Source organism: Aquimarina sp. AU119 (genome assembly GCF_900312735.1).
In the GTDB taxonomy this organism is placed as follows: Bacteria; Bacteroidota; Bacteroidia; order Flavobacteriales; family Flavobacteriaceae; genus Aquimarina; species Aquimarina algiphila.
The window spans coordinates 115,225-136,520 of the sequence record NZ_OMPF01000013.1; the positions used below are offsets into that span (position 1 = coordinate 115,225).

20 protein-coding genes are annotated in these 21,296 nt (G+C 33.5%); 11 read left to right on the top strand and 9 right to left on the bottom strand.

What is annotated here, in order from left to right; translation table 11 throughout:
* Window positions 1-85: 85 nt before the first annotated feature.
* The 6 genes from tig to DK442_RS09130 form a co-directional block, all read right to left on the bottom strand.
* Window positions 86-1,408: a trigger factor gene (tig, locus tag DK442_RS09105; protein WP_109435553.1), complete on the bottom strand. Its 1,323-nt coding sequence runs from the start codon at window positions 1,406-1,408 to the stop codon at window positions 86-88.
* An 85-nt stretch (window positions 1,409-1,493) separates the two neighbouring features.
* Complete coding sequence (locus tag DK442_RS09110) at window positions 1,494-1,841, bottom strand: phage holin family protein (RefSeq protein ID WP_109435554.1); 348 nt, start codon at window positions 1,839-1,841, stop codon at window positions 1,494-1,496.
* Between the two features lie 87 nt (window positions 1,842-1,928).
* Window positions 1,929-3,515 (bottom strand): G-D-S-L family lipolytic protein, encoded by a 1,587-nt coding sequence (locus DK442_RS09115; protein ID WP_333968052.1) that lies wholly within the window; start codon window positions 3,513-3,515, stop codon window positions 1,929-1,931.
* A gap of 5 nt (window positions 3,516-3,520) precedes the next feature.
* Window positions 3,521-4,768, bottom strand: coding sequence for an OmpP1/FadL family transporter (locus DK442_RS09120; RefSeq protein WP_109435556.1), 1,248 nt, complete (start codon window positions 4,766-4,768; stop codon window positions 3,521-3,523).
* 121 nt (window positions 4,769-4,889) lie between these two features.
* Window positions 4,890-5,657, bottom strand: coding sequence for an alpha/beta fold hydrolase (locus DK442_RS09125; RefSeq protein WP_109435557.1), 768 nt, complete (start codon window positions 5,655-5,657; stop codon window positions 4,890-4,892).
* 14 nt (window positions 5,658-5,671) lie between these two features.
* On the bottom strand, window positions 5,672-6,385 hold the full coding sequence (locus DK442_RS09130) for a pyridoxine 5'-phosphate synthase (RefSeq protein WP_109435558.1): 714 nt from the start codon (window positions 6,383-6,385) through the stop codon (window positions 5,672-5,674).
* A gap of 101 nt (window positions 6,386-6,486) precedes the next feature.
* On the opposite strand from DK442_RS09130, the gene DK442_RS09135 reads away from it, so the two are divergent.
* From DK442_RS09135 to murI, 8 genes are all read left to right on the top strand, one after another.
* Entirely contained in the window at window positions 6,487-7,143 is a 657-nt protein-coding gene (locus DK442_RS09135) for a CBS domain-containing protein (RefSeq protein WP_109435559.1), read from the top strand.
* Between the two features lie 40 nt (window positions 7,144-7,183).
* On the top strand, window positions 7,184-8,068 hold the full coding sequence (locus DK442_RS09140) for an NAD kinase (protein ID WP_109435560.1): 885 nt from the start codon (window positions 7,184-7,186) through the stop codon (window positions 8,066-8,068).
* A 99-nt stretch (window positions 8,069-8,167) separates the two neighbouring features.
* Window positions 8,168-8,845 carry a DUF6089 family protein gene (locus tag DK442_RS09145; RefSeq protein WP_109435561.1) on the top strand — a complete coding sequence of 226 codons (678 nt, stop codon included), beginning with the start codon at window positions 8,168-8,170 and terminating at the stop codon, window positions 8,843-8,845.
* Between the two features lie 2 nt (window positions 8,846-8,847).
* Complete coding sequence (locus DK442_RS09150; RefSeq protein WP_109435562.1) at window positions 8,848-9,585, top strand: isoprenyl transferase; 738 nt, start codon at window positions 8,848-8,850, stop codon at window positions 9,583-9,585.
* Window positions 9,586-9,589: 4 nt separating this feature from the next.
* Window positions 9,590-12,223: an outer membrane protein assembly factor gene (locus DK442_RS09155; RefSeq protein WP_109435563.1), complete on the top strand. Its 2,634-nt coding sequence runs from the start codon at window positions 9,590-9,592 to the stop codon at window positions 12,221-12,223.
* A gap of 35 nt (window positions 12,224-12,258) precedes the next feature.
* Complete coding sequence (locus tag DK442_RS09160; protein WP_109435564.1) at window positions 12,259-13,098, top strand: OmpH family outer membrane protein; 840 nt, start codon at window positions 12,259-12,261, stop codon at window positions 13,096-13,098.
* 46 nt (window positions 13,099-13,144) lie between these two features.
* Window positions 13,145-13,654 (top strand): OmpH family outer membrane protein, encoded by a 510-nt coding sequence (locus DK442_RS09165; protein ID WP_109435565.1) that lies wholly within the window; start codon window positions 13,145-13,147, stop codon window positions 13,652-13,654.
* Window positions 13,655-13,742: 88 nt separating this feature from the next.
* Window positions 13,743-14,534 carry a glutamate racemase gene (gene murI, locus DK442_RS09170; RefSeq protein ID WP_109435566.1) on the top strand — a complete coding sequence of 264 codons (792 nt, stop codon included), beginning with the start codon at window positions 13,743-13,745 and terminating at the stop codon, window positions 14,532-14,534.
* 3 nt (window positions 14,535-14,537) lie between these two features.
* On the opposite strand, the gene DK442_RS09175 is transcribed toward murI, so the two are convergent.
* Window positions 14,538-15,269, bottom strand: a complete 732-nt coding sequence (locus DK442_RS09175) for a LytTR family DNA-binding domain-containing protein (RefSeq protein WP_109435567.1) — start codon at window positions 15,267-15,269, stop codon at window positions 14,538-14,540.
* Entirely contained in the window at window positions 15,270-17,486 is a 2,217-nt protein-coding gene (locus tag DK442_RS09180; RefSeq protein WP_109435568.1) for a histidine kinase, read from the bottom strand.
* A 217-nt stretch (window positions 17,487-17,703) separates the two neighbouring features.
* Here DK442_RS09180 and DK442_RS09185 point away from each other — a divergent pair, with 217 nt between their 5' ends.
* The 3 genes from DK442_RS09185 to DK442_RS09195 all read left to right on the top strand — a co-directional run bounded on the left by DK442_RS09185 (window position 17,704) and on the right by DK442_RS09195 (window position 20,012).
* Window positions 17,704-18,876: a VWA domain-containing protein gene (locus tag DK442_RS09185; RefSeq protein ID WP_109435569.1), complete on the top strand. Its 1,173-nt coding sequence runs from the start codon at window positions 17,704-17,706 to the stop codon at window positions 18,874-18,876.
* A complete protein-coding gene (locus tag DK442_RS09190; protein WP_109435570.1) occupies window positions 18,864-19,466 on the top strand; it encodes a rhodanese-like domain-containing protein in 603 nt (200 codons plus the stop codon). The genes DK442_RS09185 and DK442_RS09190 overlap by 13 nt, the downstream gene beginning before the upstream one ends.
* Before the next feature lie 168 nt (window positions 19,467-19,634).
* The gene (locus DK442_RS09195) at window positions 19,635-20,012 is read left to right on the top strand and encodes a nuclear transport factor 2 family protein (protein ID WP_109435571.1); all 378 of its coding nucleotides are present in this window, start codon (window positions 19,635-19,637) and stop codon (window positions 20,010-20,012) included.
* A gap of 116 nt (window positions 20,013-20,128) precedes the next feature.
* On the opposite strand, the gene DK442_RS09200 is transcribed toward DK442_RS09195, so the two are convergent.
* Entirely contained in the window at window positions 20,129-21,145 is a 1,017-nt protein-coding gene (locus DK442_RS09200) for a type IX secretion system membrane protein PorP/SprF (protein ID WP_109435572.1), read from the bottom strand.
* Between the last annotated feature and the right edge of the window lie 151 nt (window positions 21,146-21,296).

Here is a 21,296-nt window from a genome sequence, read left to right on the forward strand (position 1 = left end):
TTTTATTTATAAAAAAGGCGTTAATCTAAAGATAGTTTAACGCCCTAAATATAAGTATAAATTCGTTAGTAAATTACAACATTTACTATTTGTAAACTTCTTTTATGAATTCATCAAAGCTAACTTCCTTCTCCTTTAATTTAGCATTTTCTTTAAAATAAGTAAGAAGTTTTTTACTCATCATTTGTTCAGAAATTCTTTTCACCTCATCTTGATTAGATAGTATTCTAGCCGCAATATCTTCTAATTCTTTATCCTCGGGTGAGTTTTGCCCAAACTGAGCCATTTGACCTTTAATCAACTCCTTTGCAAAGTCTTTTAATTCTTCAAAAGTTACTTGTAGATTATTATCATTAATTATTTTTCCTTCAATTAATTGATAACGCAATCCCTTTTCACTTTTTTCATACTCATCCTTAGCCTCATCTTCTGTTAAAGGTTGTTCTCCTGTCGCGCGAATCCATTTTTGTAAAAACTCAATTGGAAGATCAAATTTAGTATTCTCCAATACGTTTTCTGTTATATCATTAAGCAACTGTTGTTCTGATTGTTGCTCAAACTGACGCTCAGCATCTTCTTTTATCTTATTTCTAAGATCAGTAACCGTTTTTATAGTCCCTGGCCCATATAATTTATCAAATAAGTCCTGATCTAAATCAGCAAGCTCCTGAGTATTGATTTCTGAAACTGTAAAAACCACTTCTACATTTAAATCATGAGCATCATCGTGATTTATTTTTAAAGCACTGATTAGATCATGATCATCACTAAATAATCCTTTTGTTTTTACTTTTATAACATCACCAACTTTTGCTCCGATGAATTTATCTAAGTTTTTCTTTCCCTTGATTTTATCTAAAGAAACTGTAGTTGCATTATCAATCTCCTTTTCTTCATTAACAAAAGTACCAGCAATCAAATCATCTTTTTCTGCAGTATCCTTAGAAATAAGTTTACCATATTGTTTTTGGATGGTTTTGATCTGATTATCGATCATTTCATCATTTGCAACAATTTTATAATGTGTAATTGCTTTTTTACCATTAAGCTTAACTTCAAACTTTGGAGCTAATCCAAGTTCGAATTCAAAAGAATAGTTATCCGTATCCCAATTAAAATTTTCTTGTTCCTTTGGTAAAGGATTGCCTAAAACATCAAGTTTTTCTTCTGTAAGATACTTATTCAACGCATCTTGTAATAGCTTATTTACTTCATCGACTAAAACAGCTTTCCCATATTGCTTTTTAACAAGCCCCATAGGAACATGTCCTTTTCTAAACCCAGGGATGTTAGCATTTTTGCGATAATCACTAAGAATTTTATCTACTTTATCGCTATAATCTTCTTTAGCTATATCTACAGTTACTACAGCATTTAATTCGTCTAATTGCTCTTTTGAAATATTCATTATCTCTACGTTTACTACTAAAAATTGGGTTGCAAAAGTAATACTTTTTTTACACCACAACAAATTTTAACTCCCTGAAAAACAGTTAGCTTTTATCTTTCTTTAAAATAGAATGTAGTATCGATTGAAATACTGATAGCAAAACACTAAAGATCAGTGCCCACAACCACCCATTAACACTAAAACCAGATATAAAATAATCTGCTAATAGAATAATTGCAGCATTAATAACGAGAAGAAATAACCCCAATGTAATCACAGTAGCGGGTAATGTTAAAATAACTAATATTGGCTTCACTATACTGTTTAAAATTGCCAGAACAAGAGCAACTATTAACGCACTCACATAACTATCCACTCCAACTCCAGGTAGGATTTTAGCCAAAACAATTACTGCTACAGCGCTTAAAATAAGTTTAAGTAAAAAATTCATATCTCAAATATAAACTTTATCTGCTTTAAAAAAAAGCCTGCTAATTAATTAGCAGGCTTTTTATATATCTATATAAAGAGGAAAAAATTAATTCACCTCATTACTTAATGTAACTGTACCATAATCAGCTGGATCCACCCTAGGTAAAACCGAACCATACGTAGCCTGAATAGCATCTAAAACACCATTTGTAACCAAGGCATGTGCTCTTGGAGTAGGATGTACTCCATCTAATGAAAATCCTCCTCCACTTACAAAAGTAGAAGTAACTGTTCCGCCATTAATACGAATACCACCACTAGATGCTTGCTCCAGAACACTTGCCACATCATAAAAAGCAAGCCCATTAGCTGTTGCAAGTCCAGAAATAGTAGCATTAAATGCCACACGTGCATTTTCTATTGCCGTTTGTTCTTCTGGTATTAATACATATTGGTCTCCTAATGGTAATGATACTCCGCTAACAGAAAATTGAGCCGCTGTTTCTTGTGGCACACCAAGCATTACTAATTCTGCCACCCTATCTGTATTTAATTGCCCAATAACTCTAGAGCTAGGAAGCACTAATAAATCTTCAGCTGTAGCCTGTCTTGCTTGTCCAAATTGAGCAGCAATAATAGGTGCCAGAGGACCAAAAGCCCCTGCAAGAACCGCAGAAAGATTAGTAGTGATATCAGTAAGGGATTCATCCTTAATCACTACTGCACTAGCAGCAGTTGTTGAAAATTCAATTGATCTTTCAGGAAAACCTAAAAATGTAAATGCCATATTTAATTGAGAATATACTCCATTAAGTGTTGGTATTTGAGGCCCAAAATTTGGGTCCAAAGGACTTAGTGGCGCATAAGGAACCGTCGTAAAGAATGGTAATGAGGTTACACTTGGTAAATTTAAAACCACACCTTTAGCACCATTTGCGGTAAGCCCATCTATTAATTGACTATATACACCTGCAAACGTAGTTGTGTTTGTAATATCATTAGATCCATATGTTGACGGATCAAGATTAGGGACTTCGTTATGATCTACACCTACACCTCCTGAAGTTGCATAACTAAGAATATCATTATTCCCGATCCATAAAGAGAAGAAGGTAGGGTTTTGTGCAACCGCATCTCCAATTACAGTTGATGTTGCAGAAGAAGCAAATCTCGCATAATATGGATTTGCTAATCCAGCACTTACACCCGCGGCATTACCATACCCTGGAGCAGCTAGATGATAACTCTTGGCTCCCGGAACTCCCATATTATTAAAAGAACTCCCCAGACTAGTTGTAAAATCTGTAGAAGGTGCAGCTCCTGTAAATGTAGCTGGCCCAACAGGATTACCATCAGCATCAAACACCAATACAAATCTTGGAGGGAAACTTACAGGATCATTACTAAACCCTCCTACATTGTCTGCCATTAATGGCTGTGTAAAATCTCCTCCGCCTGCAAATGCAAACTGTTGAGATAAGATATTAGGATATGAATTTTCTTGTCCTGTAATATATAATGCTCCATCAGCAAAACCTGCTGTAAGCGAATTTCCTAATGCAACAAAATTACTAAAATCAGCCTCACCACTTGCGTATGTTCCTGCCTCATCAATTGGATTATCAAATTCTGGTTCACAAGCTACTAATCCTAATGCCAGAATTGCCAAATATTTTATATTTTTCCTCATCATCTTTATTACAATTTATAAGTTAAACCAAGTCCAGGCGCAAATGCGCTTGATTTATATGTCCCACCAAAAGTTTCTGTACCTCCTGTTGAACTTGTACCAAAATCATAAGAAGCATCAGTTTCTTCAAATCTTAGGTAAAAGAAAGAAGCATCAATTGCTAATTTAGATGTTACAGCAAAGCTTAAACCACCAGAGAATCCATCAGAATCATTACGTGGCGTTTCAGGAGCAAAAAATCCAGGTTGTACTGGTGTTTCATCTCTGTAATATCCTGCTCTTAATGTAATCTTTTCTGTTGCCGCATACTGGACACCAAAACGGTACACAGAAGAGTTTTTATAGTTACGAGGGTTTATAGAATTTCTACCATTTCCGAAATTAATATCTAAAGACTCATAGACATCCCAATATTGTCTATTATAGTCAAAAGCAAACAACCATTTGTTATACTCATAAGAAAGTCCTACAGTTAATTCTGCTGGTAATGGTAATTCTGCGTTAAAAGAAGTTGTTCCATTTGCAGGAGCTCCTGTAGAATTAGGGAAATTAGCAAAAGTAGCTTCCCCACCATCTGATTCTAATATAATTTCGCTTCGGTAACTAAATCCAAGTCTAAGATTATCTACAGGGTTAAACATTGCACCAATACTCCATCCCCAATTAGAAACACCAGAATCGTCTATAGTGATATTCGAACGAACACCTTCTATATCTGTTGTTGTTCTACTGGCATTACGGTTAAAGTTTACATTACCCGTAACATAAATAGGACCACCACCAATACTAAAATGATCAGAAAGTTTAAACGATACTACTGGTTGAATATAAATAGCTGCCAAATCAATATTATTTACTAACTGAGATCCAGCCCAATCAGTTGGCCAGGTAACCTCACTACCATAAGGCGTATACACTCCAAGTCCAACAGACATCCAGTCATTTACTTGATATGAAGCATATAAGTTAAGAGGCGTCCCTACAGAATTATCGGTTTCTGCAGAAATTCCTAGTTCTTCGTTTTGAAAAATTACATCAGTAAAAATCGCACTCGCACCAACACTCACGTTAATTTTGTTCTCTAAGTACACAAGACCTGCCGGATTAAAGAACACAAGCTCAGCACTGTTCACCACCGCTACTCCCGTATGTCCCATAGCCATTGCTCGCTGACCTTGTACACTAACTCTATATCCACCTGCATATGTGACCATAGTCACCGAGACGAATAGAACTAATAATAAAAGTTTTCTCATAATTAATTTAGAATTGTTTTGTTATTTTAGGATTATGTAAAATTGATTTTCCAAATTTAATAGAAAATACTAATTATCCAACGAAATCATCAAAATATTATGCATACATAGCATTTTTTATCTATTTTTTGATAAATTCTAACACTCTGGTCAAAAATTCCGTTGGATTTTCTGCGTGTAACCAATGCCCAGCAGCAGAAATTTCCCCAATCTCTGAATGCGGGAATTGCTTTTTAATCCTAATTACATCTTCACTAACAATATAGTTAGACTTCTCCCCTTTTAGAAATAAGGTTTTACCATTGTAGTTTAAATTTTCAGGGAGTTCCACACCTATTTCAGAAGCATTTTTCATCAACGCTTCAAGGTGTATTCGCAATCCTAATGTTCCTTTATCTATCCAATACAAATTTTTCAATAGAAACATTCGCACTCCTACATCAGGAACATACAAACTAAGTTCCTTATCTACTTCTCCTCTTGATTTTAATACTTCAAAATCCAAAACACTTAATCCATCCAAAATGTCCTGATGATGCAATGGATAATATTTTGGTCCTATATCTGCAACAATAAGATGGTCAATAAGAGTAGGATATTTTACTGCAAAAAGCATTACAGTTTTCCCTCCCATTGAGTGCCCTAAAAGATTAATATTTTTTAAATGATGTATTTCACAATACTCAGCCAAATCATTAGCCATCAATTCATAATTAAAATCATCACTATGTGGGCTTCTACCATGATTACGCTGATCAATAAGATGCACCTGAAAACCTTGTTCAGCAATCTTTTTACCAAGTGTTTTCCAATTATCTCCCATCCCTAAAAACCCATGAAGGATTAGAAATGGTTGACCTTCTCCAAAAACGTTAGCGTGTAATTTCATAAAACAAACTATTATTATTTGAGTCGATATAAATACATATTAATCACATTCTCTAATCCTAGATATATAGATTCACTTATTAAAGCGTGACCAATTGAAACTTCAAGCAAATCAGGAACATTATCCTTAAAAAACTTAATATTATCCAAAGAGAGATCATGCCCTGCATTAGCCCCTATACCCAAATCGATAGCTCGCTGAGCACATAATGCATATGGCTTTACAGCTTCCAGATTTCCTTTTGCATAAGACGAAGCAAACTCCTCTGTATACAATTCTATTCTTTCTGTACCGGTAGCTGCAGCCCCTTCGATCATTTCTTCTACAGGATCAACAAAGATTGAAGTCCTTATATTATTACGTTTAAATTCTGATATCACATCTATCAAAAAATCTTTATGCTTTTTTGTATCCCACCCGGCATTACTAGTAATAGCATCTTCTGCATCAGGAACCAAAGTAACCTGGGTTGGAGCGACAGCCAATACCAATTCTATAAATTTAGGAATTGGGTTTCCCTCTATATTATATTCTGTGGTTACAATAGGCTTCAAATCATATGCATCTCTATATCTGATATGTCTTTCATCTGGTCTTGGATGTATTGTAATTCCCTGCCCTCCAAAATTCTGAATATCAGACGCCACCTGAATCAGATTTGGTGTATCTCCTCCTCTAGAATTTCGTAAGGTTGCAATTTTATTTACGTTAACACTTAACTTTGTCATGGTTTTTGATGTCTTTATCTAAAAAAGCAAAAATACAAAGTTGAGAACGCCTTGATTGTATATTTTTTGATTATTTTGCATAATATAGCTCCCCATAAATTATGAAGACAAATTTGTATATAGTTAATGAAATAGAGCCTCTAGATGTGTCTGCCAAAGTTACAGACACACAACTGTTGTTTAATGAGCTTACCTACACTCATTTTCCAGTTTTAAAGAAAGGCATTTACCTTGGATGCATCTCTGAGGCTGACATTAGGTGTTTTGAAACTGACAAAAATCTAGATGCATATCAATATGCCCTTGAAGGTTTCTATGCGCGAAAAGATGATAATTGGTTAGACATTCTAGAGTCGTTTGCTCAGAACAACTCCAACATCATGCCTATACTTGATGATGACAATAGATATTTAGGTTTTTTTGAACTTGGAGACATCATTAATCTTTTTAACGAAACTCCTTTTTTAAGTGAACCAGGAAACATTTTAATCGTAGAAAAAGGGATTTTAGATTATTCATTCAGTGAAATTTCGCAGATCGTGGAATCTAATAACGCCAAAGTGTTAGGGTTATTTATTTCTAAAATGGAAAATGACGTAGCACAAATAACACTAAAAATTAGTGATAGCGATATCAACAACATTGTACAAACATTTAGAAGATACAGCTACAACATTGTTTCCAAACACCATGAAGATTCATTTTTAACAAACCTTAAAGAGAGATCACAATATTTAGAAAAATACCTTAATATATAGTGCTATTTAGCTAACCAATACTAACACAAATCAAAATATAATGAAGATCGGTATATATGGCCAGTTCTATCATAAAAACTCTGGAATCTACATACAGCAATTATTAGAAACTTTAGATAAAAATGGTGCAGAAGTCGTAATCGAGAAGAATTTTCTTGAATTGATAAACCTTCATGACGAAATCGACAAGACCTATTCTCATTTTAGCACTTTTGAAGAACTAGACACTTCTTATGATCTTTTTTTCAGTATAGGAGGAGATGGCACTATCCTTAAAACCATAACATATGTTCGAGATTTAGGAATTCCAATAGCTGGAATAAACACAGGGAGACTAGGTTTTTTGGCAACTATTCAAAAAGAAGAAATCAAAGATAGTATAGCATTAATACTTGATAAAAAATTTTATATATCCTCAAGAAGCCTGGTTACCATAGAAACCTCTCCGTCCAGTGAAGAATTTGGCGTTTTAAATTTTGCCATGAATGAAATCGCGGTAAGTAGAAGAAATACGACATCTATGGTTACAGTACACACTAGCCTTAATAACGAATTTCTAACTTCATACTGGGCAGATGGTTTAATCGTTTCTACCCCTACTGGCTCTACAGGATATTCATTAAGTTGTGGAGGACCAGTAATAACCCCTGATGCAGAAAGTATGGTCCTCACCCCTATCGCACCGCACAACCTTAATGCCAGACCTTTAGTAATTCCTGATAATCAAGAAATCGAATTACAGGTTTCTGGAAGAGAGGATTCTTATTTAGTTTCTTTAGACTCAAGAATTCACACTTTACCAAACGATACTACTATTATTATTAAAAAAGCATCTTTTAAAATTAACATGGTAGTTCTTCAAGACAATAGTTTTCTAAAAACATTACGTAAAAAGATGTTATGGGGAGAAGATAAACGTAATTGAACAATAAAACTGATTAAAAAGTGTTTTTTATTCATACTATTTTACACAAATTCTTGTGTAGTAAAGTTAATTGTTATATTTGCAAACTTTTGAAAATCTATGAGATACTTAGCATCACTTATAATTGTAGTATTTTTTACACAATCTATAGCATCACAAACTTATGAAGTAGGTTTGATGTTAGGAGGTTCTAATTATGTAGGAGACGTGGGGTCTACCTACTACATTTCACCAAACGATATTGCTTTTGGAGCTATTGGAAAATGGAATAGAAGTAAACGACACGCTTTTAGAGCTTCATTTCTATATGCAGAACTTAATGCTGATGACGACAAAGGAGATGACAGAAGAAAACAAAGAGGGTTAAGTTTTAACAATTCTGTAAAAGAATTATCATTAGGAATGGAATTTAACTTCTGGGATTGGTATCTTTACGACGGAGAATCCCAATTCACCCCTTACCTATATACTGGAATAACTGCATTTAACTATGGAGCATTAGCTGTTGATCTTAATAATGAGATTGACGCTTATGCAGATAAATGGAGTTTTGCAATCCCTATGGTATTAGGTATTAAAAAAACATTAGGTAGAGATTTTGTACTTGGTGCCGAAATAGGTGCTCGGTATACATTTACAGATAATCTAGACGGTAGTGACCCCGATGATAGATTCGGTACCGGATTTGGTAATTTAAAAAATAACGACTGGTATTTATTTACCGGCATAACAATATCTTACACTTGGGGTAGGGTACCTTGTTATTGTGCTTTCTAAAAATGATCGATAAAAAACAATTAAACTCTAACATTCCTCAGCACGTTGCCATTATTATGGACGGTAATGGAAGGTGGGCTAAAAAGAAAGGGCTATTTAGAGCCGTTGGCCATGAAAATGGAACCAAAGCAGTTCGGGAAGCTGTAGAAAGTTGTGCAGAATTAGGAGTAAAATATCTTACATTATATGCTTTTTCTACCGAAAACTGGAATAGACCAAAACTTGAGGTAGAAACCTTAATGAAGCTTCTCGTAAGCTCACTAAAAAGGGAAATCAAAACACTTCAGGACAATAACATCCAACTTAATGCTATTGGTAACTTACAAACACTTCCTAAAAAAGCAAGAACAGAGCTATTAGAAGTTATTGAAAAAACTAAGTCCAATAACCACATGACACTTACTCTTGCCCTTAGCTACGGCAGCCGTGAGGAGCTTATAAAAACTATTGAAGAAATAAGTATTAAAGTTAAAAATGGTGTAATTTCGCCACATCTTATAAATGAATCAGTCATTAATGAGCATTTGTATACTAAAGACCTACCAGATGTGGATTTATTAATACGTACCAGCGGGGAACAACGTATTAGTAATTTTTTACTTTGGCAGATTGCGTATGCAGAATTATATTTTACAGAAATTTTATGGCCAGATTTTAAAAAATCAGATTTATTAGAAGCCATATTCAATTATCAAAAAAGAGAGAGAAGATTTGGAAAAACTAGTGAGCAGCTCAGTTAAAGAAATGACAAAAAAATTACCTATTACGTATTTTACGTTACTCGCCTTATTAATAAATTCAATATCACTTTCTGCACAAAATTTACCTGGTGCTAACGGGAAAGAATATATTATTGGAGATATTAAAGTTACCGGTATTACCAGTTATAATGAGAATACTGTAATCACTTTTACAGGCCTTCAAAAAGGAGAACGTATTTTTTTACCAGGAGACGAAATAAGTAAAGTCATCAAAAAATTATGGGATTTAGAGCTATTTAGTGACATTAACTTTTACATCACCGATGTAGAAGGAGAGGTTGCAAATCTTGAAATCAATATACAAGAAGTTCCAGAATTAAATGAAGCACGTATTGAAGGAATAAAGAAACGTAAGTCTGAAGAATTAATCAAAGACAATGGACTTACAAAAGGTGCCAAAGTGACCGAAAACCTTACAACTACGACACGTAACTTTATTACCAACAAATACAGAAAAGATGGTTATCTTAACACAAAAGTTGTGATTAATACCATCCCAGTAAAGGATACTGTGGCTAGTAATAAAGTAAATATGGTTGTCCGCATTGACAAAGGTGATCGCGTAAAGGTAGATAGAATCAACATTGAAGGAAACGAACAGTTGTCTAATGCTAAAGTGCGCAGGGCAATGAAAAACACAAAACGTAAGAAACCTCTAAGATTCTGGAAACGCTCAAAATACATCAAAGCAGATTATGAAGAAGATAAGGATAATATCATAACAAAATATAAAGAAAAAGGTTATAGAGATGCTCGTATAACTTCTGATAGCCTTATCGTAGAAGATGACAATAGCATATCTTTAAATCTTAACATTGAGGAAGGAAACAAGTATTACTTTGGTAATATTACATTTCTTGGTAACAGTGTGTATACAGACAGGCAATTGGCTAGACAACTGGTTATCAAAAAAGGGGATGTGTATAACGGTGTACTTTTGGAAAAACAAATTGCAGACAACACAAAACCAGATGCAAACGACTTGACAAACTTATATCAAAATAATGGATACCTATTCTCCTCTATTGATGCAGTAGAAACCAAAGTATACAATGACACTCTTGATTTTGAGATAAGAATTCGTGAAGGAAAGCTTACGTATTTTGATCATATTACTGTTACAGGAAATGATAAAACAAATGACCATGTAATTTACAGAACACTAAGAACCAAACCTGGTCAACGATATAGTAAAGATCTTGTAGTACGCACAGTTCGTGAATTAGGTCAATTAGGATTTTTTGACCCAGAACAATTAGAACCTCAATTCCAGAATGCAAACCCACAAGCAGGTACTATCGATATCAATTACCCGGTTGTAGAAAAAGGATCCAGCCAGATTGAGCTTCAAGGTGGTTTTGGTGGTGGTGGTTTCGTCGGAACACTAGGACTGGCCTTCAGCAACTTTTCTATACGTAATATTTTCAATAAAGAATCATACAGTCCTTTACCGATGGGTGACGGTCAAACACTTAGAGTTAGAGCACAGGCAAGTAGATTTTTTCAAACCTATAGCCTTTCATTTGTTGAGCCTTGGCTAGGAGGAAAAAGACCTTACCAGCTTTCTACTTCATTTTCTCACACCATACAATTCTTATTAAATAATAGAACAAGGAATGTGGATAGAGATAGTAAATTCCTGATCACAGGTGGATCCATTGGTATTGCAAAAAGATTAAATTGGCCCGATAATTATTTCACACTATCTCAAGCTATTAGTGTAAGACATTATAATCTAAAAAATTATAACACAAGATTATTTACCTTTGGTAATGGTTCATCTAATGATTTATCCTATACCATTGGTATAAACAGAAACAATACTACAGTTAACCCAATTTTCCCAACGGGAGGATCTGAGTTTAATATTGTAGCTAAACTATCTGTTCCTTACTCGCTTTTTGACGGAGTTGATTATAGTGAATTAGCCAGCCAAAGAGATGCTTTAGAAGAAGAAAGATCTAACCTTAACCCTTCTGACACTAGAGATGTTGTAAGGAGTGCTGAAATATCTACTGAGATTGGAGAAATTGATCAAGAACGTTTTAAATGGCTAGAATACTATAAACTTAAATTTGATGGAACCTGGTATACTAGTTTAATTAATATAGGGACAAAACCTTTAGTTTTAAGAACAAGAGCAGAGTATGGGTTCTTAGGAGCTTATAACAATGATAGAGGTAATATTCCTTTCGAACGATTTTTCTTAGGAGGAGATGGTCTAGGCGCAACGAGTTTGGATGGTAGAGAAGTTATTGCATTAAGAGGATACCCTAATCAGTCGATTACTCCTCAAAGCAGAACAAATAATCAAGATTTTGATGCCGATGGGGCAACAATTTATAATAAATATTCGTTAGAACTTCGTTATCCTATAACGCTAAAACCTGCAGCATCCATATATATGTTAGGGTTTTTAGAAGGGGGTGCTTCTTATGATAGTTTTAAGAGATTTAACCCTTTTCAACTAAGTCGTTCAGCTGGTGCAGGTTTACGTATCTTTATGCCAGCTTTTGGATTACTTGGTATAGATTTTGGATATGGTTTCGACCCTATTCCTGGAACAAATCAACCAAATGGATGGGAAACCCACTTCATTATAGGACAACAGTTTTAGTTTTGGCACGATTATTTCAATATATACACAAAATTATGAAAACAAAGGGTCTTTTACTAGTTGCAGCAATCAGTTGGCTATTTTTTACACAAGCAATAAACGCACAGAAAGGTATCAGGATTGGTTATATAGATATGGACTATATCCTTGAAAATGTTCCTGAATATAATGAAGCTTCCTCTGAGCTTGAAACCAAAGTTCAAAAATGGAAAGTTGAAATCGAAGCAGAGCTTAAAGAAGTAGAAGAAATGCGAAAAGACCTAAATAGTGAAAGGGTTCTATTAACCAAAGAATTAATTGAAGAAAGAGAAGAAGATATCTTTTTTAAAGAAAAAGAAATATTAGAATATCAACAAAAACGTTTCGGTCCTAATGGAGATTTGTTTATCCAGAAAAAGAGGCTAGTACAGCCGGTACAAGATCAGGTTTTTGTAGCAGTGCAAGAAGTTGCAAAAAATAAGAAATATGATTTTATCTTTGATAAAACTGCCGATTTAGTAATGTTATATTCTGCAGATAGATATGATATTAGTGATCAGGTACTATTAAGAATAAATAGAGTTTCAAAAAGAAAACAACTTAATAGCAAACAAGAAAAGAAAGCTCTGGAAAGAGCCGAAAAGAGAAATGCAGAACAAGAAAAAGAAGTAACAGATAGAGAAAGACTGGCTCAAAAAAGGCTATCAGACAGAGAGCAACTTCTAGCAGAACGTAAGGCAGAAAGAGACTCTATACGAGCTGCAAAAAAGAAAGAGTTTGAAGCAAGAAGAGCAAAATTGTTAGAAATACAAAAAAGAAAAAAAGATTCTATAAAAGCATTAAAAGCTAAAAAAGAGAATCTGGATAATAACAATGCTGAAGATAACAATAATTAAAAAATTAATTTTATAAATTTATAACACCCTTTAATATTACTTACAAATGAAACAATTTAGAACATTACTAGTAGCTATTGCGATTACTATAGGAACATCAAGTTTTGTAAATGCTCAATCAAAAGTAGCACATATAGCATCCCAAGAGCTTGTAGAGGCAATGCCTGCTTTTAAAGCAGCCAAAAGTGAAGTGGAGAAACTTAATAAGACTTATGATGCAGAGATAAGAAATATGGTACTAGAGCTGCAAAATACTATAAAGAAATATTCTCAAGAAGCAGAAACTAAAACTGATGAAGAGAACCTAAAAAGACAACAAGAAATACAAACTACAGAAAAAAGTATTAATGATTACAGACAAAATGCTTTACAGGATCTTCAAAAGAAAGAAGTTGAGCTTTTAAAGCCAATATATGAAAAAGCACGTACATCTATCCAAAAGGTTGCTAGAGCACAAGGATTTCAGTATGTACTTGATTCAACCACAGGAACAGGAGTCATTATGGCTGACGGTAAGAATCTTATGGCTGATGTAAAGAAAGATCTAGGAATATAAGTATAACTTTATCTTTTTATAAAATTTAGAAAAACAGTGAGTCTCTTCTCACTGTTTTTTTATTTTTGGAATAAACTATCTTGTACTAATGCAAAAACAGCCTATCGGTATATTTGACTCTGGTGTTGGAGGGACTTCTATCTGGAAAGAAATCATATCACTACTTCCTCATGAAGACACTATTTTTTTGGCCGATAGTAAATATGCCCCTTATGGCAAACGAAGCAAAGAAGAAATAACTTCGCTAAGTATTAAGAATACTGAGAAATTACTAGAGTTAAACTGTAAAATTATTGTAGTTGCATGCAATACAGCTACCACCAATGCAATAAAAGTATTAAGGTCGACTTACAACATCCCTATTATAGGAATAGAGCCTGCTATAAAACCCGCGGCGATTAATACAAAAACAAAAAAAGTAGGAGTTCTTGCCACAAAAGGCACCCTTTCTAGTGAGTTATTTGCAAAGACATCAGATTTGTATGCTCAAAATATAGAAGTAATAGAAGTAATAGGTACCGGCTTAGTAGAACTAATAGAAGAAGGCAAGAAAGACACTAAGGAAATGAGGGCCCTTTTATATTCGTATATAACTCCAATGATCAACAAAAATATTGATTATCTCGTTTTGGGATGCACACACTACCCTTACCTTATACCTATTTTAAAAGATATGCTTTCTGATCAGGTTACCATCATTGATTCTGGTGAAGCTGTAGCAAGACAAACAAAAGCCATATTAATCAAAAACAATCTTCTGAATCAAAAATCAGAGATTGGAAATCATAGCTTATATACGAATAGCGACACAAAAACGTTAAAAGCAATACTCAACACAAATCACTCCATTAGATATACCGTAAATGCTTTAGATTTTTAACTCTTATTTAAAGTAATCTAATAAAGCTCCTTTTTTAGAAGAAGACACAGGTAACTCCTTACCCGAGGAAAGTTCGATACTCCCTCCCTTCCCTTTTCTATACCGTATAATTTTACTTACATTAACCAAATAACTTTTGTGAATCCGTGCAAATCCATGAAGATTCAAAGATTCCTCAAAATATTTAAGAGTTTTGCTTACCAGCTTCTGACCTTTGTCAAGATAAATCTTGGTATAGTTATCATCAGCTTCACAATACAAAATGTTAGAAATTTGCAACACCTCAAAACCATCTTGTTGAGGAATCGTAATTTTACCTTCTGCAGCAGTAACTTTAGGAACTAGAACAGCATCCTGAAGCACCGCCTCTCGTTGTTTAATATGAGTAACATGATCAACAGCCTTAATAAGGTTATCTATCGCAATTGGTTTTAACAAGTAATATGTTGCTTGCGCATTTAAAGCGTCTACCGCATAGTGGTCATATGCCGTCACAAAAACAATTTCGAATGTACGATCAGGAACTTGCTCCAGTAAATCAAACGCATTCCCGTAAGGCATTTCTACATCCAAAAACAATAAATCAGGAGTATGAGATTCTAACTGTTCTAATGTTTCTTTCACACTTGCAGCTTCTCCCAAGATCGAAACCGAAGGGCAATATTTACCCAAATAATTTCTAAGAATAGTTCTACTATTTGCTTCATCGTCTACTATAATTGCAGTTAAGTTCATTTATTTATCTTTCTTAAGCATTAATTTTACCTGAGTTCCTTCTTGATCATTTTCTAAATCGGATATAAATACATCCACCTTATCTTTATACATTTTATTAAGGATTGCAATTCTCTTTTTTATATTACCCATTCCTCTGGACTTCTGTAATTTTTGATTTTGTGTTTTTAGTTCTTTAGATTTCTTACGCCCAATACCATTATCCATAATTGTAATTTCTATACTATCTGAAGTAATTTTTTGAAAACGTATCGATAAAATTCCTTTTTCAGATTTATAACGTAATCCATGCCATACCGCATTCTCTACATAAGGTTGTAACAGCATTGGCGGTATCATATACTCATTAACATCAATTTCTGAATCTACTTCAACCGTATATTCAAATTTATCTTGAAATCTAAAATGTTCCAGTTGTACATATAGCCTTAAGAGTTCTATCTCTTTTTCTAGCGGAATGAAATCTTCTTCACTATTTTCTAAAACAGCTCTCATTAATAGTGAGAAATCTGTTAAGTATCTGTTAGCTGTTCTCTCATCACTTGTTGCTATAAATGTATTTACAGAGTTTAAGGCATTAAATATAAAATGTGGATTCATTTGGGATCGCAATGATTTAAGTGCCAAAAGATTATTAGCATAACGTTGTTGTTTCATGTTACGAAACATCAAATACGCTGCAAGAAGTAATAATAATGTTAGCCCAATTAAAAAATAAATCACATTTTGTTGCCTAAGACTCTGTTGATTTATCAATTGTTGTGAGGCAAATGCCAATTCATACCTTGCTTCATTAAGTTCCCTATCCTTTTCTAAGGTAGTAATACGATTTGCTCTTTGAGCTAATTCTCTACTAAAACGAGCCGCTTGTGAGATCTCTTGATCCTTTTGAATATATAACTTATCAATAATTACTTCGTATTCTTTAAACGCATTAGATGCTTTTTCTAACTCTCCTTTTTCTCGATATACTTCTCCTAATTTTCTAGTAGCATCTTTTTGGACAATCAGGTCATTTTTTGATTCTGCCTCTTTAATACTTTCTTCCAAATAAGGAATCGCCTCATCATACTCTTCTTGCGCCGCAAAAGCTCTAGCTATTTTATAATTTTGTACTTGTGGAGTCAATGCATTATCCTCTTCCACTGGAGCGACACCACTGGTGATCTCCTGCTCCTGTATCTCTTCAATATCTTCAAGAGCTTCTTTTCGCAATTGTATTTCTTTATCAAAACGGTTACTCTTATTATAAAAATCTGCAGCCACAGCTCTTTGTCTGGCAGATGTTTTTTTATCCTTTTGATCAGCTAACTGTACCGAATTATCAAGATATCCTTCTGCATCTCTTGTATTCCCTTCTTCCTGTAATACTCCTGCCAGTAAAGAATTCAATGAAATAACAATATCATCAAAACCCTTTCTTTGACTTATAGACAATGCTTTATTATAATTTAATCTTGCATTAGCAAAATTCTGCAACCCCTTATAACTATCTCCTAAACCTTGATATACCTTTACTTTTTGTTCAGAATTTAATCTAGATCGTTCTAATTGAGAAAATGTATTTAAAGCACCCTGAAAATTCTTGTTTTCGAGTTGAGCGTTCCCTAATTTGATTTTTACTGTAGTATTTGCTCTATTTTTAAGACTCATCAAATAATTACTCTCAGCCAGATCAGGTTGTTTCCAATGCCTATAAATATCTGCAAGCGTCTCAAACAATTCGGCTTTCTTATTATCTGATGATGGATCATCATCACGTACTGTTTCCAGTGCATTCGTTATATATTCGATACTCGTTGCGGCATCCTTTTTTAATGCGCCTTTTGCTGCTTTTAGATTTTTCTGATACGTAGATTCACGTTTTTTTTCAGAAGCAATTTTTGATTTTTTTACAACCGGATGATCATCAACCTCTATATCAATCCTTTGTCCATCTACAATAGTATATCTTACGGTATTAAAAGTATCATGAGAAATCACCAGTTCATCACCAACCTGAGCTTGAATTTTAAAATCTCCAAATATATCTGTTGTAATTGTTCCTTTTCCAAGTATTGTAACTTCTGCACCTGGGATAGCTTTTCGAGTACTTTTCTCCTTAACCGAGCCCTTAATACTCATGGATGCAGATCGTCTTGCAGCAGCATTCTCTTGCCCCAAAATCAACATTGGCAAAAACAAGAGAAATATTATTATTAAACCTATCTTCTTCATTATTCACTATTAAATCTAGGTAAACTTAATCCATTTAACTGGGAAAATAAAATCAGCATTTACAGATTATATCGTTTTATAGCAGCTTTTTAGCATAAAAAAGATAACTCGCTAATTATATAAGAGTGTTCACTCATCCATCATACGCAATCCCTCATTATAGGTTTTTATACAGAAAAGTTCGATATAATTTTATCCAGAATTAAAAAAAGAAACTATGAAGACATTTTTTACATGGAGTATGCTGAGTGTATTAATTACTATTTCTTGTAATGCAAACCATAAATCAAACTCCGAACTAGCATTTCAAAATGAGAAAAATCATTTAATTGAAACCACCAAAACAGATCCAAATACACGTAATATACAAGTAGCACTATTATTAGATACTAGTAACAGTATGGATGGTCTTATTGATCAAGCCAAAGCACAGCTTTGGGAAATTGTAAATGAATTATCATATGCCAAGTGTGGTCATAATACAATAAAACTAGAGATTGCATTGTATGAGTACGGCAACGATGGCTTACCTTCTCAAGAAGGTTTTATAAGACAGGTATTACCTTTTTCTAATGATTTAGATGAAATATCAAAAGAGCTTTTTGCATTAACTACTAATGGCGGAAATGAATATTGTGGTAAAGTGATCACTACGTCAATCAATCAATTAAATTGGAAAAAGAATAATGATCATCTTAAACTGATATTCATAGCAGGAAACGAACCCTTTACTCAAGGACCTGTAAATTATAAAGATGCTGCTACAGATGCGTCAGAAAAAGATATTACAATCAATACTATCTTTTGTGGTAATTTTAGACAAGGGATAGATACCATGTGGAAACACGGAGCAGATCTAACTCGTGGAGAATATAGCGCAATAGACCATAATAGAGAAACTATTCATATTGCAACACCATATGATGATATCATTCTTGAGTTAAACAATAAACTAAACGGTACATATATCTATTATGGTCATCGAGGAGCTCAAAAAAGAGAGTTACAGGCAGAACAAGATCATAATGCTAGATCATATAGTCCTGCAAATGCGGTAAGCAGAACCGTAAGTAAGAGCTCTGGTTTTTACAAAAACAAAAGTTGGGACCTGATTGATGCTGTGGAAGATGAAAGTTTTGAAGTTGAAAAAGTAGCAAAAGAAGAATTACCTGTAGAGTTAAAGGATAAGTCTGAGAAAGAATTAAAGCAATATATAGCTGAAAAAAGTAATGCCCGTAAAGAAATACAAGGCAAAATAAATGACCTAAATAAGAAACGTATGCAATACATTAAAGAAAACAGTAAAAAAGACGATTCTAATCTGGAAACCGCATTACTAAATGCTATAAAAAAACAAGGTAGAGAAAAATCATTTTCTTGGGAAAATTAAAAAACACTATAACTATGAGAGCCACAATAACCATAATGATACTAACGCTAATGCCATTATCCATGCTATCACAGAAAAACAGAGAGTATCCTAAAGCATATGTAAATTTTAGTTTTTTTGAAGAAGTTGTAAAAGATGCAAAATTGCACAGAGCAAACAGACTTATAAGTTTCGCAAAATTCAATAAAATGTCAAAAAATAAAAACACTATAATTTTGGATACCCGTTCAAAAAAAATGTACGATAAGATGCATATAAAAGGTGCTGTTCATCTCAATTTTTCTGACTTCACAATAGAAACCTTATCTCGTATTATACCTACTAAAGACACGAGAATATTAATTTATTGTAATAACAATTTTGAACAGAAATATCCTTTTTTGGAAGCTTTCCCCACAAAGAAGATATCACCAAAAAAGACTTCACCAAAAAATGAACCTTTCCCCGAAAAAACATTGGCTTTAAATATTCCAACATTTATAAATCTATTTGGTTATGGTTATACAAATGTTTACGAATTGGATGAGTTGTTGTCTTCTGATAGTGCAGTAGAACTTGAAGGAAATCGCCTTCCAATAATGCCTAAATAACAAGAAAAAACTGAAGCTACAATAAAAAAAGTAGTGTTTAATCGCAGCACATGAAGTAACTTTTTTAGAATTCTGAAACATATTACGCTTCTAATAATTTAGAACCGTAATATGTTTATATTGTTATTATACGATTTAAAAAATTAATCCTTTAATAAAATATAGCACATGAATCTAAAGGAAAACAAAAAAAATGCAATTGCATTTTACAAAACGGCATATGAAGGAAACCCAAAAGATGCCATCACTAAGTATGTAGGTAAAGAATATATTCAACACAATCCTGATGTGGCAGATGGCATCGAAGGATTTATAGCATATTTTGAAAGAATGCAAAAAGAATATCCTGATAAATCAATTGAATTTGTGAGATGTATTGCTGAAGAAAATCTAGTAGCGCTTCACACACATCAAAAATGGCCTGACAATGATGAGTATGTAACCATGGATTTTTTTCGGTTTGATGAGAACGGAAAAATATGTGAGCACTGGGATTCAATTCAACAAATCCCTAAAGATTCTGCAAACCCCAACACAATGTATTGATATTAGATTTAAAAGTATTGGATGCGAATATGATTTTTAATCATGAAAAATAAATATCCTAAAAGAATAATTTATGTAATTAGATTTACAAAATTTCAGCAAACCTGTTTCTGATTTTATTTAGAATTAACGGCAGGACATTTACAATTCCATCTTTCCTTACGTTCTCCAAAATCATACCCCAAAGTAATTTGGTGAAAACCACCATCACTAAGTACAACAGAATTAGATTGATAACTATAGGTATATCCAACCAACCATTTTTTATAATTCACCCCTACAAATGGTGTTATATACTGTAATTGTTGACTTTCTACCGAGGTTCCATTTTGAGAAAATTCTGCTCCATCCAAACTACGTCTGTAAGAAATCCCACCCCATAAAGTTCCAAAGTTAAAATCTTTATATGCTTTTAAATTAGCATCAATAGTACTTTCTTTGGTTTCATCTGTAGCCTGATACAGAATAGAAGGCTCTAGGCTCAAAATATTCCCAATACCAAATAAATATCCCAGTGAAAATACATATCTACGTTGATTATTAGATTCCTGCACCGGAGTATCATTATTAAAAGTATCTCGAGTTGTCGGTAAGATATTTTTGACTGTAAAATGAGCATACCATTCTAAAAAATTATATGACAATCCTACATCTACATTGTAGTAAAAATCTTTTTGAACTCTATCCAATATTACTGGATCAGGATCAGAAGGATCATCAAGCCCTCTTAAATCTAAATTAGATTGTATGAAGCCTGCACTCATACCAAATGATAGCATATTTAAATCTGTTCTATCTCTAGAAAATAATAGATGATACGCATACGTAGCATAAAACCCTGTTTGAGAAAATCTTCCATTTTCATCTCTATACAGGATTCCTCCCCAACCAGATTTATCACCGGTTCTAAAATTAAGATTCAATGTTTGTAAGCTAGGCGCATTATCTACATCAAACCATTGCTTACGAGCTGTAAGTCTGATCTTATTGGCATTGGCTGCACCTGCCATTGCAGGATGCACCAGATATAAGTTATCTGAAAGATAATCAGAGTATATAGGTATTCCTTCTTGCGAAAATCCAAATTGAAACACTAACGCTAAGAAGACTACATAAAATATTTTTAAGTTCATTTGGGCTCTATCATTTACGGGGCTAAATAGAATTTGTGAATTTAACCTTAACTAATAAAAACAGCTTATATTGTAGGGATTCACATTTTTTTTTCACTTCATCGCTACTTAACGACAGCTCCAAAGATATAAATTTTTGTCAGAATACCAG